This is a genomic window from Rhizobium sp. 01T444 (assembly GCF_056398305.1).
The window spans coordinates 94678-108766 of sequence record NZ_JBFTPD010000003.1; the positions used below are offsets into that span (position 1 = coordinate 94678).

Annotated in this window: 15 protein-coding genes and 1 tRNA gene; 6 read left to right on the plus strand and 10 right to left on the minus strand. The window is 59.1% G+C overall.

Features of this window, described 5'->3' with window-relative positions; genetic code table 11:
- The first annotated feature begins 133 nt into the window (after positions 1–133).
- The gene (locus tag AC1DTN_RS06020; protein ID WP_113320937.1) at positions 134–1105 is read left to right on the plus strand and encodes an alpha/beta fold hydrolase; all 972 of its coding nucleotides are present in this window, start codon (positions 134–136) and stop codon (positions 1103–1105) included.
- A 105-nt stretch (positions 1106–1210) separates the two neighbouring features.
- Here AC1DTN_RS06020 and hisN read toward each other — a convergent pair whose 3' ends face one another.
- Positions 1211–1984: a histidinol-phosphatase gene (gene hisN, locus AC1DTN_RS06025; RefSeq protein ID WP_113320938.1), complete on the minus strand. Its 774-nt coding sequence runs from the start codon at positions 1982–1984 to the stop codon at positions 1211–1213.
- 250 nt (positions 1985–2234) lie between these two features.
- Complete coding sequence (locus AC1DTN_RS06030; RefSeq protein ID WP_113320939.1) at positions 2235–3116, minus strand: N-formylglutamate amidohydrolase; 882 nt, start codon at positions 3114–3116, stop codon at positions 2235–2237.
- 190 nt (positions 3117–3306) lie between these two features.
- On the opposite strand from AC1DTN_RS06030, the gene cpdR1 reads away from it, so the two are divergent.
- The 3 genes from cpdR1 to AC1DTN_RS06045 all read left to right on the plus strand — a co-directional run bounded on the left by cpdR1 (position 3307) and on the right by AC1DTN_RS06045 (position 4528).
- Positions 3307–3669 (plus strand): response regulator CpdR1, encoded by a 363-nt coding sequence (gene cpdR1 / locus AC1DTN_RS06035; protein ID WP_003542883.1) that lies wholly within the window; start codon positions 3307–3309, stop codon positions 3667–3669.
- An 84-nt stretch (positions 3670–3753) separates the two neighbouring features.
- Positions 3754–3828 (plus strand) — tRNA-Val (locus tag AC1DTN_RS06040).
- Between the two features lie 223 nt (positions 3829–4051).
- Positions 4052–4528, plus strand: coding sequence for a hypothetical protein (locus AC1DTN_RS06045; RefSeq protein WP_007822806.1), 477 nt, complete (start codon positions 4052–4054; stop codon positions 4526–4528).
- A gap of 34 nt (positions 4529–4562) precedes the next feature.
- Here the strand turns inward: AC1DTN_RS06045 and AC1DTN_RS06050 are convergent, their stop codons facing one another.
- From AC1DTN_RS06050 to AC1DTN_RS06060, 3 genes are all read right to left on the minus strand, one after another.
- Complete coding sequence (locus AC1DTN_RS06050) at positions 4563–5276, minus strand: hypothetical protein (RefSeq protein ID WP_113320940.1); 714 nt, start codon at positions 5274–5276, stop codon at positions 4563–4565.
- 157 nt (positions 5277–5433) lie between these two features.
- A complete protein-coding gene (locus AC1DTN_RS06055; protein WP_310383652.1) occupies positions 5434–5610 on the minus strand; it encodes a hypothetical protein in 177 nt (58 codons plus the stop codon).
- A 38-nt stretch (positions 5611–5648) separates the two neighbouring features.
- Entirely contained in the window at positions 5649–5888 is a 240-nt protein-coding gene (locus tag AC1DTN_RS06060; protein WP_037103557.1) for a hypothetical protein, read from the minus strand.
- A 372-nt stretch (positions 5889–6260) separates the two neighbouring features.
- Between AC1DTN_RS06060 and AC1DTN_RS06065 the strand changes: the two genes are divergently transcribed.
- Positions 6261–7355, plus strand: coding sequence for a DUF475 domain-containing protein (locus AC1DTN_RS06065; RefSeq protein ID WP_442206414.1), 1095 nt, complete (start codon positions 6261–6263; stop codon positions 7353–7355).
- 128 nt (positions 7356–7483) lie between these two features.
- Here the strand turns inward: AC1DTN_RS06065 and AC1DTN_RS06070 are convergent, their stop codons facing one another.
- The 5 genes from AC1DTN_RS06070 to AC1DTN_RS06090 form a co-directional block, all read right to left on the minus strand.
- Positions 7484–7654 (minus strand): hypothetical protein, encoded by a 171-nt coding sequence (locus tag AC1DTN_RS06070; RefSeq protein ID WP_439016566.1) that lies wholly within the window; start codon positions 7652–7654, stop codon positions 7484–7486.
- 177 nt (positions 7655–7831) lie between these two features.
- Entirely contained in the window at positions 7832–9739 is a 1908-nt protein-coding gene (locus AC1DTN_RS06075; RefSeq protein WP_442206415.1) for a methyl-accepting chemotaxis protein, read from the minus strand.
- A 274-nt stretch (positions 9740–10013) separates the two neighbouring features.
- Complete coding sequence (locus AC1DTN_RS06080; protein ID WP_442206416.1) at positions 10014–11531, minus strand: tripartite tricarboxylate transporter permease; 1518 nt, start codon at positions 11529–11531, stop codon at positions 10014–10016.
- A 92-nt stretch (positions 11532–11623) separates the two neighbouring features.
- Positions 11624–12115, minus strand: a complete 492-nt coding sequence (locus AC1DTN_RS06085) for a tripartite tricarboxylate transporter TctB family protein (protein ID WP_037103549.1) — start codon at positions 12113–12115, stop codon at positions 11624–11626.
- Entirely contained in the window at positions 12112–13056 is a 945-nt protein-coding gene (locus AC1DTN_RS06090; protein ID WP_037103547.1) for a Bug family tripartite tricarboxylate transporter substrate binding protein, read from the minus strand. The genes AC1DTN_RS06085 and AC1DTN_RS06090 overlap by 4 nt, the downstream gene beginning before the upstream one ends.
- Before the next feature lie 327 nt (positions 13057–13383).
- Between AC1DTN_RS06090 and AC1DTN_RS06095 the strand changes: the two genes are divergently transcribed.
- Positions 13384–14064, plus strand: coding sequence for a winged helix-turn-helix transcriptional regulator (locus AC1DTN_RS06095; protein WP_113320944.1), 681 nt, complete (start codon positions 13384–13386; stop codon positions 14062–14064).
- The last annotated feature ends 25 nt before the right edge of the window (positions 14065–14089 follow it).

Sequence of the window (14089 nt, forward strand, 5' to 3'; positions counted from 1 at the left end):
TCGCGAAGCTTGCCATATAGAAAAATCTTAATGTATTATACCTCGCTTATATTAAGCCACAATTTCGCCATTGATTTTCCCGGCCTCTGCGCTATCCCCTAGTATATCTCTCACGCGAAGAAACATTCTGCCTATGGAACAGGTTCTTTACTCGACCCCAGACAATCCGGCGCCAGAGAACCGCACCGAAGGTTTTTTCGAGACCTACGACGGCCATAGGTTGCGTTATGCCGTCTTCCGGTCGCAGGCACCGGTCGCCCATGGAACGGTGGTGCTCCTGCACGGGCGCAGCGAATATATCGAGAAGTATTTCGAGACGATCCGAGATCTCACCGCCAAGGGCCTCTGGGTCGCGACTTTCGATCTGCGCGGCCAGGGTGGTTCGCCTCGGCTGATTAAGAAACGCAATCATGGCCACATCCGCCGCTTTTCCGATTACGAGCGCGATCTCGATGCCTTCCTCGAAAAGGTCGTGCTCCCGGATACCCGCCTGCCCTTCTATATGCTTGCTCATTCCACAGGCGCGCTGATTGCGCTTTCCGCCGCACCCTATCTCTCGACGCGTATCGAGCGCATGGTGCTCTCTGCCCCTTTCCTCGGCCTCATCGGCCAGGCCGCCTCCCAAGGCGTCATCCGCACGGTATCGAGCTCACTCTGTGCTGTTGGCCTCGGCGGGATGCCGCTCGGCAAGATGAAGGAGCTGCAATTCCTTGATAATCCGCTCACATCGGACGAAACGCGCTTCGAGCGCAATGCGGCTATAGCAAAAGCCCACCCGGAGCTTGCGCTGGGAGCGCCGACCGCGCGCTGGATGTATGAATGCATGAAGGCGATCGACCGGGTGACCCAGCCCTATCATCTCTTTTCGATCACCATTCCCTCTGTCGTCATCGCCCCGACACGCGACGGGCTGGTGCCTTATACGGTGCAGGAGAGGCTTTCGCGTTATTTCCGCGCCGGTCAGCTCGTACCGATCAACGGCGCCCGCCACGAGATATTCCAGGAAAGGGATATGTATCGTACCGCAGCACTTGCCGCCTTCCACGCCTTCATTCCCGGCAGCGACGCCGAGGCGACCGATGACGTGACGGCGATCGGCGTCTGAAACTTAAACCCATCGCGGTCTCCAGGATTCGCTCGCCATGCTTTAAGTTCTTATTTTACGCATGTGGTTATCGCAAAACCGCTGCACACTTTTGCACGACGCGCGTTAGCGCTGCAGGATGGCGATCGCCTCTTCATAGACCGCCCTGCTGCCGGCAGCGATAATGGAGCCGCCGTTTTCCGGCCGTCCGCCGTCCCAGGTGGTCATGATGCCGCCGGCGCCCTCGATGACAGGAATGATCCCACCGACATCATAGGGTTTGAGGCTGTTCTCGATCACGAGATCGACATGGCCTGCCGCCAGCAGCGCATAGGCATAACAGTCACAGCCATAACGGAAGAGCCGCACCTGACTTTCGATCTCGCGATATTTCTCCATCTCCTCGCCGACGAAGAGATGCGGCGAGGTCGTGAAGAGGATGGCATTGGAAAGAGCGCCGCAGTCACGCACCTGCAGCCGGCGTTCGCCCTCAGGCCCGCTATAGGTCGAACCGTTTTCGTCGCCGAAGTAACGCTCGCCGGTGAAAGGCTGTTCGATCATGCCGGCAACCGCCCGGCCATTCTTCTGCAGGCCGATCAGCGTACCCCAGACCGGAACGCCGGAAATGAAGGCGCGCGTACCGTCGATCGGGTCGATCACCCAAACATGCTCGCGGTCGAGGCCGACATTGCCATGTTCTTCGCCCAGAATACCGTGCTCCGGGAAATGCGCTTCGATCAGCGCACGGATGGCTGTCTCCGCCGCCCTGTCGCCTTCAGTGACGGGATCGAAGCCGGACGACAGCTTGTTGGTGACATTGGTGCCCGAGCGAAAACGCGGCAGGGTTTCCGCCTTGGCAGCTTCGGCGAGACGGTTGAAGAACGAACGGTCAGGAAGCATGGAGAAATCCACATAGCTGGCGGGAAATGGCGTTTTTCATAGCGAAAAACCGGCGGAATGCAAACACAACAGGCAATTTCCGATTAGCTGCCTAAATATTTTGCAGTGCAATATATTGCTTGACAATTGTGCAATGCAGCAGTAGTTTCTTACCTACAGTCTTCTGACTGTAAATACCCTCCTTGGGTGTTTCCTCCCTAGACTTAGCCGCGCTGACAAAGCGCGGTTTTTTTTGACCTGAAGGCAGAAATCACTCGGCCGCAAGCGCCCGGTCGCCGGAGAATTTCTCGACATACTCAGCCATCTGCCGCATGAACGACGTGACGGCGGTTGCAACGATGTCGAAATCGGGCCGCTTCTCCAGCGTGACCTCATCGACGTAGATCGAACGGTTGACCTCGATCTGCAGCGCATGCAGCCCGCGTGACGGGCGGCCATAATGTTCGGTGATGAAGCCACCGGCATAGGGCTTGTTGCGGATCGCTGCAAAACCCATTTCCTCGAGGATGCCGATTGCCGTACGCGAAAGCTCTGCCGAAGCGCTGGTGCCGTAGCGATCGCCGATGATGAAATCGGGCCGCGCATTGCTGCCGGCAACGCGCACGTTGCCCGGCATGGAATGGCAGTCGATCAGGACGCCGAAGCCAAACTGTACATGGGTGCGTGCAATCAGCCGCCGCAACGTCGAGTGATAGGGCTTGTAGACGCTTTCGACACGTTCCAGCCCCTCCTGAACGGGCAGCCGGCGCGCATAGATTTCCATGTTCTCGGCCACGATGCGCGGAATGGTGCCAAGTCCACCCGCAACCCTTAGCGAGTTGATATTCGCATAGGGCGGCAACAGCCCGTCGAACATGCGCGGATCGAGCTCATAAGGCTCACGGTTGACGTCCAGGTAGGCGCGCGGGAAATTCGCAAGGAGGAGTGGCGCACCAAGATCCACGGCAGCGCCGAACAGCTCGTCGACATAATGGTCTTCAGACCGGCGTATCGAGATACCTTCCAGCCGCGACTGCGCGATGAATTCCGGTGGATAAACGCGACCGCTATGAGGGGAGTTGTAGACGAAAGGAATGGTCTGCGACACGGGCTCATGCACTTCAAAAAGCTCGTATTCGCGTATTTCCGGCACTTTCTGCCCTCTTTACCATGTCATCAAGTGGCTATGACGGCTATGTTGCCAGTTGCCTGCCCTTAAGTCCATACTACATAGAAGGGATGGCGGTCGTGGCTAGGGTGATTTCACCGGTTGTTTACCGGGCGAAGTTTAGTGTAGACGGCTGGTATCCTAGAAAAACATCAGTGATCAGCGGTCCGGATTAATGACTCAGAAGATACTTCTCGCCGAAGACGACAATGACATGCGCCGCTTCCTCGTGAAGGCGCTCGAAAAGGCCGGATACAAGGTCCTTTCCTACGACAACGGCGCTAGCGCTTATGACCGCCTGCGTGAGGAGCCGTTCTCGCTGCTGCTGACCGATATCGTCATGCCGGAAATGGATGGCATCGAGTTGGCGCGCCGTGCGACCGAACTCGATCCTGACCTGAAGGTCATGTTCATCACCGGCTTCGCAGCCGTTGCACTGAACCCTGATTCGAAGGCTCCGAAGGATGCAAAGGTCCTTTCCAAGCCTTTCCACCTGCGCGATCTCGTTGACGAGGTCAACAAGATGCTTGCCGCATAAGGCTTCTTGGCGGCTCGTCACAAAACTTCAAAAAAGCCTATTGACGGCTCCGGAGGTTTTGTGATCTATGCGCCGCCATCGGATGGGCGTGTAGCTCAGCGGGAGAGCACTACGTTGACATCGTAGGGGTCACAGGTTCAATCCCTGTCACGCCCACCATCCTAATTCGCTGAAAAGCAAAGGCCTTTCGAGAAATCGAAAGGCCTTTAGTTTCCGGTTTTAAGTTGCCGGATTCGCATTCCAGACCAAGCCACCTGTACCGGCTCGTCTCAAATCTTATCCGAAGGGATCGAAACCAAATTCGGACACAGAGCCATGCCATGCGCGATAATAGAGCCCGAGGCGTTGATTCGCCTCGTCAGGACATGGGGTTCGAATCGAAATGAAATTATCCGCGCTTGCCATCGCCGCCTTCTCCACCCTCGCTTTTGCAGCTGCAGCGCAGGCCGACGACAATTTTCCGGGTGCGCCCGGCGTCATTGCCCTTGGTGGCAAGTGCCAGAAGCTCGTCGTTGCCAAGTTCGATGCCACGAAGGGCTGCAAGGGAGAGCTGGCAAGCGTGACGCTCGTCAACGGCACCGTGACCTTCATCTTCACCTCTGATGGTAAGCTGCTGGGCTTCCAGGGCGATGGGAAGGGCATCAAGCCCGCGTCCAATGGCAATGCCCGACTGCCGCTCAGCCTCGTCACCACGGGCGTTGGAAATAAGATGACAGGTGAGGTGAAGGTTGCCGGCTCGTGCACCTTCGGCAATCCTTATTCCGGTAAGCCGACTGCCATCGAATGCACGGCCGAAAGCAAGGATTCGGCCTTCACCGGCAGCTTCCGCACCAGCGGCAAGGCGCCAGCACGGAAATAACACGCGAAAATAAGCGATCGTCAGACCGGGGGCCTCAAGCGCACCAGGAACCGCCGGCAGATCCCGGCTTCCTGGCCAGGCCCTCATTGATAAGCCGCGTGCCGAAAGAGCGCCCGTCGCGCGAAATGACACGCGGCGCACCCCGGTCATCTGCCTTGCCGACAGCATTCATGTCGAACGGACCGGCATTCAGCAGCGCAAGCAAACGCGATTTGGCAGCAAAGGCAATCTTCCGTTCGTCTTCGCAGCGTGCACGGTCCACGTCCGGGCTGACCATATCGGCGATGACGATCTTCTCGCCCTTATACCAGAAGGTACCTGCGTCACCGACGCAATTGATATGCTCACCCTGCCCGCAATATCCGAAAGCCGCCTTGGCGGTTTCCGACGAGGATGGGGTAGCAGGAGAAATAGAGGCCGGCACGATCTTTGCCGCCGGCACCGGAGCCGAGGGGATCGCTGCAGGTGGTACTGGATCGTTTGTCTGGCGTGGCTTGACAGCAGGAGCCGCAACGGCAACCTGCTTCGGCGCTTCCTTGGATGTCTGAGGTTTGCCTTCAGCCGCCTCACTGATGACGGCGGCAGGTGCCTTGCCAAGCATCGGGCGGATGCTCTTCCAATTGTCATAGGCGGCAATGGCGCCCACCGCCGCGATGCCTATCACCATCCAAGGCATCGCGCCGCTGGAGGACGCACTGCTCTTCCTTTTTGCCGGCGCCTTGCGGCGGCGTGTCGCTGTCTTGGCCATCGATCCGATTCCCTTGAATGGGCCGGATTATCGCTGTCCAATCCTTTCGGAAAGGTTGGCAAGATATGGCCGTGGGTCGCTTTCCCAGACCAGAACTCGTCGGAAAAGAAAACGCCCGGCGCGTGGCCGGGCGTCTCATTCAAATTCTGCCCTGTGTTCAGCAGCCTTGCGCTGCCGAGGTTGCAGCAGCGGGCCTTGCGGTTTGCCCGCTTGACTGCGCGGATGGCGTCTCGCGCTTGCCTATATCGAGCCGGCGTTCGGCCGCCTCGCGCACGGCCTGCCACTCATATTCGTGCTGGATGAAGATATCCCGCGGCACAAGATTGATCGTCATTCGTATTTCACCTGTCTTATCGGTTGCGAAACTGGTTTTCAGCGCACAGGCTTTGCGACGTTGGCATCGTCGCTCTTGATATCAAGCCCGCCCTTGGAAAGGTCGCTGCCGGTCATATGCGCCGGCACATGAATGTCGTGTATTGCGCCCGGGGTCAGCGTCAGGTCCACTTGGTGCGGGGGCAGAACCTGCGCCCTCTGCATGCGATTGGGTTTCGCCCGCTTCATACGGTCCGACGCTTCCGTGCGCTTGTCGGGAACATGGGTCGAATTGTGCATCGTCGCCCTCCTTCAAGAGTATCTGAGATGTTTCATCGGCTCAGCTAGGACGGAACGGGTGAGCGCCAGTATGGTTCCAAAGAAATCGATAACCTTGCCCGTCCGTGCATCTTGACTGGCGCAGCAACATGACTACCTAGTGGAGCACCCGCCGCCTCATCCAGACATCGGCTGCGGGGGAACCCTGGTGCCGGGCCCCTCTGGCGAGAGTTTTTACGGCGCTCTCGTGATGTCGGTACCGCCTGCAAATTAGCCGGCGGATTTTTCATCGATGAAAAAGCTCACCATGCCAATAGCGCATGCCCTATGTGGTATGCGTTTTTCTGTTTTCACCCCATCTTCAGAAACGGTTTGCGGCTGCGAGGTGCAGCCATGAACCAGCTTCAATCCCACAAATCCTCGCTCGGCTATTTCCGCTGGGCCTTCATCGTCACCGCACTCGGCCTGGCACTCGGCGCATTTCTCGGCTGGCAGTCGACCGGCACGCTGAGTGGCATGGCCACTGTTTTCTTCATCTGCACGGTACTGGCTGTGCTGGAGATCTCGCTCTCCTTCGACAACGCCATTGTCAATGCCAATAAGCTGAAAGAAATGACCCCTGTCTGGCAGCATCGCTTCCTGACCTGGGGTATCGTTATTGCCGTCTTTGGCATGCGTATCGTCTTTCCGCTGGCAATCGTCGCCATCGCGGCAAAGATCGGCCCGTGGGAAGCGCTCGTGCTTGCCGCGCGTGAACCTGCCGAATATGCCCGCATCATGAATGATGCGCATCTGCCGATCGCAGCCTTCGGCGGCACCTTCCTGATGATGGTTGGCCTCAGCTACTTCTTCAACCATGAGAAGGAAGTCCACTGGATCGGCTCGCTGGAGCGGCTGATGGCGCGTTCGGCTACCATCAAGGGTGTCGAGATCGCCTTCGTGCTCCTGCTGATCCTGCTGTTCTCCTATCTCCTCGAAGGCGAAGACGCGACCACCTTCGTCTACTGCGCCATCTACGGTCTTGTGACCTTCCTAGTGGTAGAAGTCATCGGCGGCCTTCTCGATGCATCGCAGCGTGCGATGAGCGAGGCGGCAAAGGGTGGCCTCGGCGCCTTCATCTATCTGGAAGTGCTGGATGCCAGCTTCTCCTTCGACGGCGTCATCGGCGCCTTCGCACTGACGCAGAACCTCTTCATCATCGCGATCGGCCTCGGCATCGGCGCCATGTATGTGCGCTCCATGACGATCATGCTGGTGGAAAAGGGAACGCTGGCCGAATACCGCTATCTGGAACACGGCGCCTTCTACGCCATTCTGATCCTCTCGGTGATCATGTATGTGCAGACCTTGACGCACATTCCCGAGGTCATCACCGGCCTTGGCGGCGCAGCCCTGATCGGCATCTCGCTCTGGTCCTCGATCCGCTACAACAGGCAAGAGCGGCAGAAGGAAGCTGATGTCCCCGAGCGGGAGCGCCTGCACGCCTGACAATTAAAAAGCCGCTGTGGTCTGGTGCTGCGGCTTGCATAGTCCAAAAAACAAAGCCCGCGACCAACGGTTGCGGGCTTATTCATTCAATAGATGATCTGACACTCAATCTACGCATTCGGCACGTCTTACCGGATGACACGGCCAAAGCTTACCGGATCGATACCGAGTTCCTGCAGGTCACGTGCGCGCGGCTTGCGGCCACCTTCGACAGCGGCGCTGACTGCGTTTGCGGCACCGAGCGCTGCAATGGCGCGGGCCAGGAAACCATTATGGATCGACTTTCTGAAAGCGGACATCTTCTTTTCCTCTCGCTCTTTCGTTGACCCTTCCTAGATGGGGAAATCCGGATGCACCTACAACGCGCAAGAAATCACCGCTGCCATGCAAGAAGCGCATATTTCTTTCGCCGGCAAACGAAAAACGGCTCAGGTTCGCTCCGAGCCGCTTCGGAATTCGACTAACAATTCAGCCGGTTAGAACTCTGACCATTCCTGCTTCAAGGCGACATTTCCGACACTCACGTATCCAGCCGTGCGCGTAGCCGCCGGCTTGGCCGATGCAGAAGGCGGAGTAGCGGTCCGGTGCGTCGAAGCATTGCCCTGACCGAGATCGAAGCGGGCAATCAGCTCGCGCAGTCTGCGGCTTTCGGTTGCCAGCGTGGCACTCGCCGCGTTGCTCTCCTCGACCATCGCAGCATTCTGTTGTGTCACCTGATCCATCTGGTTGACAGCAGAATTGACCTCCGTCAGTCCCGTGGACTGCTCCCGTGCTGACGTGGCAATTGCTTCCATGTGCTTGTTGATCGTCACGACATAGTCGCCGATCGTGCTCAGAGCCCCACCCGTTTCACGCACCAGCTTCACGCCGACGGCAACCTCACCTGTCGAGGCACTGATGAGATCCTTGATCTCGCGAGCCGCCTGAGCAGAGCGCTGAGCGAGTTCGCGCACTTCCTGGGCGACAACCGCAAACCCCTTGCCCGCTTCGCCGGCACGAGCGGCCTCGACACCGGCATTGAGCGCCAGCAGGTTCGTCTGGAAGGCGATGTCATCGATGACGCCGATAATATTGGAAATCTGGCTCGAAGACTGTTCGATCCGCTCCATTGCGTGGACGGCATCAGCGACGACGGCACCGGATTTTGCTGCGCTGTCGTTTGCCTGGATTGCCACCGACTTGGCTTCATCGACGCGCTTGGAGGAATTCGCGACATTGACGGTGATTTCGTCAAGCGCTGCCGCCGTCTCCTCCAGAGAGGAGGCTTGCCGCTCGGTACGGCGGGAGAGGTCGTCTGCACTCTGGCTGATCTCGCGGGTTCCGCTGTCGATGGATGAGGCGCTGGCGGCGACGGCACGCATGACATCGGCGAGTTGTGTAACCGACGAATTGAAATCGGCACGCAACGATTCAAAATCGGCGGCAAACGGTTCCCTCAATTGAAACGTGAGGTCACCGGCGGAAAGGTGCTTCAGACCGTCCCCGAGGCCAGCCGTGGCCCGTCGCATCTCCTCAGCCTTGATATGTTCGTGTTCGGCGCTGCGACGACGCTCTTCCTCTGTGAGATTGCGCTGTGCCTCGCCCTCCTGCTCCAGACGGCGATTGGCGACGGAATTGGCGCGGAAGATTTCGACAGCCCCAGCCATGTCGCCGATCTCGTCGGAACGGCCCGGGAAGGGAATGGCGCTATCCGTATCGCCGGCTGCCAGCTTCTTCATCGAAGCCGTGATCATCTCGATGGGGCGGGCAACGCCGATGATGGCAAACGCCACTGCAGCCAGCAGGATCGCAGCACAGACTGCAATCAGGATAGCGGCTGCCAGAACCGTCGTCTGGAAGACCGAGATGCCATCGCGGTAGATCTTGTCGGAGCTTGACGTATTGAAGTCGAGCAGGTCCCTGAGATAACCGGACGCCTTGTCGAGCTTGGTGCGCATGTCGCCGGAAAGCAGCGCCTTCGCTTCCGCTTTCTTGCCGGTACTCGATAGAGAGATCATCTGCACCGCAACCTGCTTATAGTCGGCGACGCCGCCTTCGATAGCCTTTAGAAGTTCACCACCGCGCTGGGTGGTAACGAGTGGTCGGTACTTTTCAATCTGCTGCGAAAGCGTGTCGGTGCGTTGCGCGATCTCGGTCTCCGCAGTCTTCGTTGCTTCGGGCGTATCGGCCAGGATATGCTCGAAATAGGCCGAGTTCAGCCGATAGAAAGCACTCTCAATGCTTTTGCCGGTAGCGATTTTCGGTATCCAGTTGGTCGCGATGACTTCCGTCTGGCGGTTCAAGAGCCGCATGCTGCTGATCGACATCCACGCAAGCAGGCCGAACATGATGGCAATGACGGCAAAGACAACGGAGAGTAATAATTTTACGCGTGGGCGTCTCATACAATGTTCCTGATAGAAGAGGGGAAGCGGCAGGCTGATGAGGGCTTCATGCCTGCATCCAGGGCAGTGGTGATGCAAAATATTGGGAGATTCGCTTAAATTTAAATTAAACGTCGGCTGGATCTGTCACTGCGAAATTACCGCGCCACAGAACAAGAGCCATACTTATTAGCTTTTCTTCAGGACGAAATTGCACAGGCTGTGAAAGGCAAAGAAAAGGCCGGCCATGTTGCCACGGCCGGCCTGAATTAGGGGTCGGGGTCGTCTTTTTGTTTTAGTCTTCATTTGCCGCGAGCTGAGAAAGAACCTGGCCGCGGCCACGCAATCTCAGGATCAGCGGAATGAGGAAGGCCGCAGCGGCGACGATCAGCAGGCCGCAGGCGATCGGCGACATGACGAGCGTGGTCACGTCGCCCTGGCTGATCGAGAGCGCTCGGCGAAGCTGCTGCTCGGCCAGCGGCCCGAGGATGAGACCGACGACGGTGGGCGCGATCGGATAGCCGAAGATCCGCATGATATAACCGAGCACGCCGAAACCAAGCAGCATGCCGAGCTCGAAGACCGAAGGATTGGCCCCGATAGTGCCGAGCGTGGCAAACAGCAGGATGCCGGCATAGAGCCACGGCTTTGGAACCGTCAGCAGGCGAACCCAGAGACCGATCATCGGCAGGTTCAGGACTAGGAGCATCGCATTGGCGATGAGCAGGCTGGCGATGAGACCCCAGACGAGCTGCGGGTTGGTCGCAAACAGCAGCGGACCCGGCTGCAGGCCGTATTGCTGGAAGCCGGCCAGCATGATCGCCGCTGTCGCTGACGTCGGCAGGCCAAGCGTCAGCAGCGGCACCAGCGTGCCGGCGGCCGATGCATTGTTGGCAGCCTCGGGACCGGCAACGCCTTCGATGGCGCCATGGCCGAATTCCTCGGGGTTCTTCGACAGGCGCTTTTCCGTGGCGTAGGAGAGGAACGTGCCGATTTCGGCGCCGCCCGCCGGCATCGCGCCAATGGGGAAGCCGATGATCGTGCCACGCAGCCACGGCTTCCAGGAGCGTGCCCAGTCCTGCTTGTTCATCCAGAGCGAGCCACGAACCGCTTCCACCTTGTCCTCGCCGCGCTTTCCTTGAGCGGCGATGTAGAGCGTCTCGCCAATGGCGAACATGGCAACAGCCAGCGTCGTCACCTCGATACCGTCGAGCAGGTCGGGTATGCCGAAGGAAAGGCGCGCCTGGCCCGTCTGCTGGTCGATCCCGACCATGGCGAACGCAAAGCCGATGAAGAGCGAGGTGAGGCCACGCAACGCCGAATCCCCAAAGGCCGAAGAGACGGTCACGAATGCCAGCACCATAAGTGCGAAATATTCGCGGGGACCGAAGATCAACGCCAGTTTCACGATATAGGGGGCGACGAAAGCAAGTCCGAGCGTGGCGATGAGACCGGCGACGAACGAGCCGATGGCCGCTGTCGCCAATGCCGGTCCGCCGCGACCTGCACGCGCCATCTTGTTGCCCTCGAGCGCGGTGACGATCGAAGCGCTTTCACCCGGCGTATTCAAAAGGATCGACGTGGTCGAGCCGCCATACATGCCGCCGTAGTAGATGCCGGCAAACATGATGAGCGAGCCGCCCGGATCGAGCTTGTAGGTGGCGGGCAAGAGCAGCGCGACCGTCAGTGCCGGGCCGATGCCCGGCAGTACGCCAACCGCGGTGCCAAGGGTCACGCCGATGAAGGCGTAGAGCAGGTTGATCGGCTGCGCAGCAACCAGAATGCCCTGCCATAGGAATTCGAATGTGCTCATGGTTTTATCCCAAGCGGCGGCTCCTGAGGGGGCACAGGACCGTCCGCGCAAAAACTAGAGAACTGAAAGCGCCCGGCGCGAGGCGAGCGCTATCAGAAGAACAGATGTTCGAGCGGCCCGGCTGGCAACGTGAGCTGCAGGAGCTGCGAGAAGATCGCCCAGACGATGAAGCTCATGATGATGCCGATCGGCAGCGAGAACCAGATCTGGCGCTTGCCGAAACCGCGCGCGGTCAGCGCAAAGAGCACGCCGGTCGCAATTGAGAAACCGGCGATGCGCAGGAGCAGCATCTGCCCGGCAAGGCCTGCGACGATCCAGATGACGGGTGCCACTTCCTGATGCTCGCGTTCCGGAAAATCGCCGCGCCAGGCTTCGATCGCCGTCCAGATGCCGAGACAGAACAGGCCGAGAGCGACGACTTTCGGCACCGTCGACGGGCCGATGCGGTCATATTGCGCAATCGTCTTCAGATGCGAGGCATCCCAGAACACCACGACAGCGACGGCAATGAGGAAGACGGCAATGACCAGCGCCGCCCAATCAGGGCGGCGCTTCGTTGCCGATGAGATGTCGGCTTCGCTCATTGAACGAGACCGATGTCTTTGAGAATGCCTTCGGTGGCCGAGACATCCTTTTCGAGCTGTGCCTTGAACTCGTCACCTGCGAGATAGGTGTCGGCCCAGCCCTTGGTCTTCAGGGTTTCCTGCCAGGCAGCAGACTTGTGGAGCTTGTCGAAGTCTGCTGCAATCGAGGCGACTTCTTCATCGGTCAGGCCCGGGGCGGCAGCGACCATGCGCCAGTTCTGGATGGAAACGTCGGTACCGGCTTCCTTGAAGGTCGGCGCATCGACGCCGGCGATGCGGGCATCGCTGGAAACGCCGAGCAGACGCAGCGTGCCGGCCTTGACCTGCGATTCGAACTCGCTGTAGCTCGAAATGCCGGCCGTGACCTGGCCACCGAGGATAGCGGCGAGTGCYTCGCCGCCGCCAGAGAAGGCGACATAGTTGATCTTTGTCGGATCGACACCGGAAGCCTTGGCGATCAGGCCGACGGCGATGTGGTCCGTGCCGCCGGCAGAACCGCCGCCCCAGGAAACGGCGCCGGGATCAGCCTTCAGCTTGGTGACGAGATCGGCGAGCGTCTTAATGTCGGATGCGGCCGGAACGACGATGGCTTCGTACTCGCCGGTCAGGCGGGCAATCGGGGTAACGTCCTTCAGCGTGACGACGGACTTGTTGGTCAGCAGTGCGCCGACCATGACGTAGCCGCCGACGATGAGAGCGTTCGGATTGCCGGCACTCTGGCTGCTGAACTGGGCAAGACCGATAGAGCCGCCGGCGCCCGGTACGTTCTGAACCTGGACGCTTTTGGAGATACCTTCCTGCTGCAGCACCGTCTGCAGCGAGCGGGCCGTCTGGTCCCAGCCGCCGCCGGGCGCTGCCGGAGCGATGATGGTATAATCAGCCGCATAGGCCGGCAGCGCAATGGCCGCTGCTAAAAGGGTTGCGATGAAAGTGTGCTTCACGATGTGTCCTCCGTGCTGCGGCTGAGCGGACCGCCTGTGCTATTTTTGAAAATGAGGAGAGATCACCGATCGGTGGACGCAATTGTCCTGATAGCGAGCGGAAGTCCTCCCGGAAAATCTTCAACTCTCCGCCTCCACGGAGAGGAAGTAGCCCAAGCCATCATATGAAGCTGTCATTTAGCTGACATCGGCGGGATATCCAGTGCGGCAAGACACTTTTTTGCCGTAATTCGACTACCTTCCCGCGAAATGCGACTGGACTAGTACATTGTCAGTACTGGACGCTCTCAGGAACTTGGCCGATACTCGGCCGCGGAGGGCGATCCGATGGCAAATGGCGGTTACAACCAGTTTTGTCCGGTTTCCAAGGCGTGCGAGCTGCTCGAGCCGCGATGGACCTTGCTGCTGCTCTGCGAAATGTGGTCCGGCTCCACACGTTTCAACGAGATCCGACGCGGCGTACCGGGAATGTCACCGACCCTCATGGCAAAACGGCTGCGCGAGATGGAGGCAAACGGCCTCGTCACCCGCTCGGAAAACCGCATCACGGGTGAGATCGTCTATCGGACGACCGAGATCGCCAACGAGTTGGAGCCGATCGTGCATGCGCTCGGCACCTGGGCGCATCGCAATATCGACGCCAACGTAACCCTCGAAAAGCTCGATGCCCGCATTCTGATGTGGAACATGCGCCGCAAGGTCAATGCCGCCGCCCTGCCCTCGCGCAAGCGCAGCGTCATCCAGTTCACCTATCCCGAATTGCCGCGTGACGAACGGCATTACTGGCTCGTGGCGCGGCTAGGCACGCCTGTGGACCTCTGCCTCACAGATCCCGGTTACGATGTCGACCTCTTCGTCACCGCCGATTTGAAGGCGATGACCTCGGCCTGGATGGGCCATTCCAGCCTCGATACCGAGATCGCCAGGGAACGCATCTCCTTCATCGGCGACATGTCGCTCGCCACAAGCATCGGAAACTGGATGGTGCGCAGCTCCTACGCCGCCTGATCCATTTTCTGTATCGGTTCCAGTC

What these genes read in the sequence shown, in the direction of transcription:
- AC1DTN_RS06020 (WP_113320937.1), top strand. Translation starts at nt 134, where the DNA reads ATGGAACAGGTTCTTTACTCGACCCCAGACAATCCGGCGCCAGAGAAC.
- AC1DTN_RS06065 (WP_442206414.1), top strand. Translation starts at nt 6,261, where the DNA reads ATGAACCAGCTTCAATCCCACAAATCCTCGCTCGGCTATTTCCGCTGG.
- AC1DTN_RS06080 (WP_442206416.1), bottom strand. Translation starts at nt 11,531, where the DNA reads ATGAGCACATTCGAATTCCTATGGCAGGGCATTCTGGTTGCTGCGCAG.
- AC1DTN_RS06045 (WP_007822806.1), top strand. Translation starts at nt 4,052, where the DNA reads ATGAAATTATCCGCGCTTGCCATCGCCGCCTTCTCCACCCTCGCTTTT.
- AC1DTN_RS06070 (WP_439016566.1), bottom strand. Translation starts at nt 7,654, where the DNA reads ATGTCCGCTTTCAGAAAGTCGATCCATAATGGTTTCCTGGCCCGCGCC.
- AC1DTN_RS06095 (WP_113320944.1), top strand. Translation starts at nt 13,384, where the DNA reads ATGGCAAATGGCGGTTACAACCAGTTTTGTCCGGTTTCCAAGGCGTGC.
- AC1DTN_RS06060 (WP_037103557.1), bottom strand. Translation starts at nt 5,888, where the DNA reads ATGCACAATTCGACCCATGTTCCCGACAAGCGCACGGAAGCGTCGGAC.
- cpdR1 (WP_003542883.1), top strand. Translation starts at nt 3,307, where the DNA reads ATGACTCAGAAGATACTTCTCGCCGAAGACGACAATGACATGCGCCGC.
- AC1DTN_RS06085 (WP_037103549.1), bottom strand. Translation starts at nt 12,115, where the DNA reads ATGAGCGAAGCCGACATCTCATCGGCAACGAAGCGCCGCCCTGATTGG.
- hisN (WP_113320938.1), bottom strand. Translation starts at nt 1,984, where the DNA reads ATGCTTCCTGACCGTTCGTTCTTCAACCGTCTCGCCGAAGCTGCCAAG.
- AC1DTN_RS06055 (WP_310383652.1), bottom strand. Translation starts at nt 5,610, where the DNA reads ATGACGATCAATCTTGTGCCGCGGGATATCTTCATCCAGCACGAATAT.
- AC1DTN_RS06075 (WP_442206415.1), bottom strand. Translation starts at nt 9,739, where the DNA reads ATGAGACGCCCACGCGTAAAATTATTACTCTCCGTTGTCTTTGCCGTC.
- AC1DTN_RS06050 (WP_113320940.1), bottom strand. Translation starts at nt 5,276, where the DNA reads ATGGCCAAGACAGCGACACGCCGCCGCAAGGCGCCGGCAAAAAGGAAG.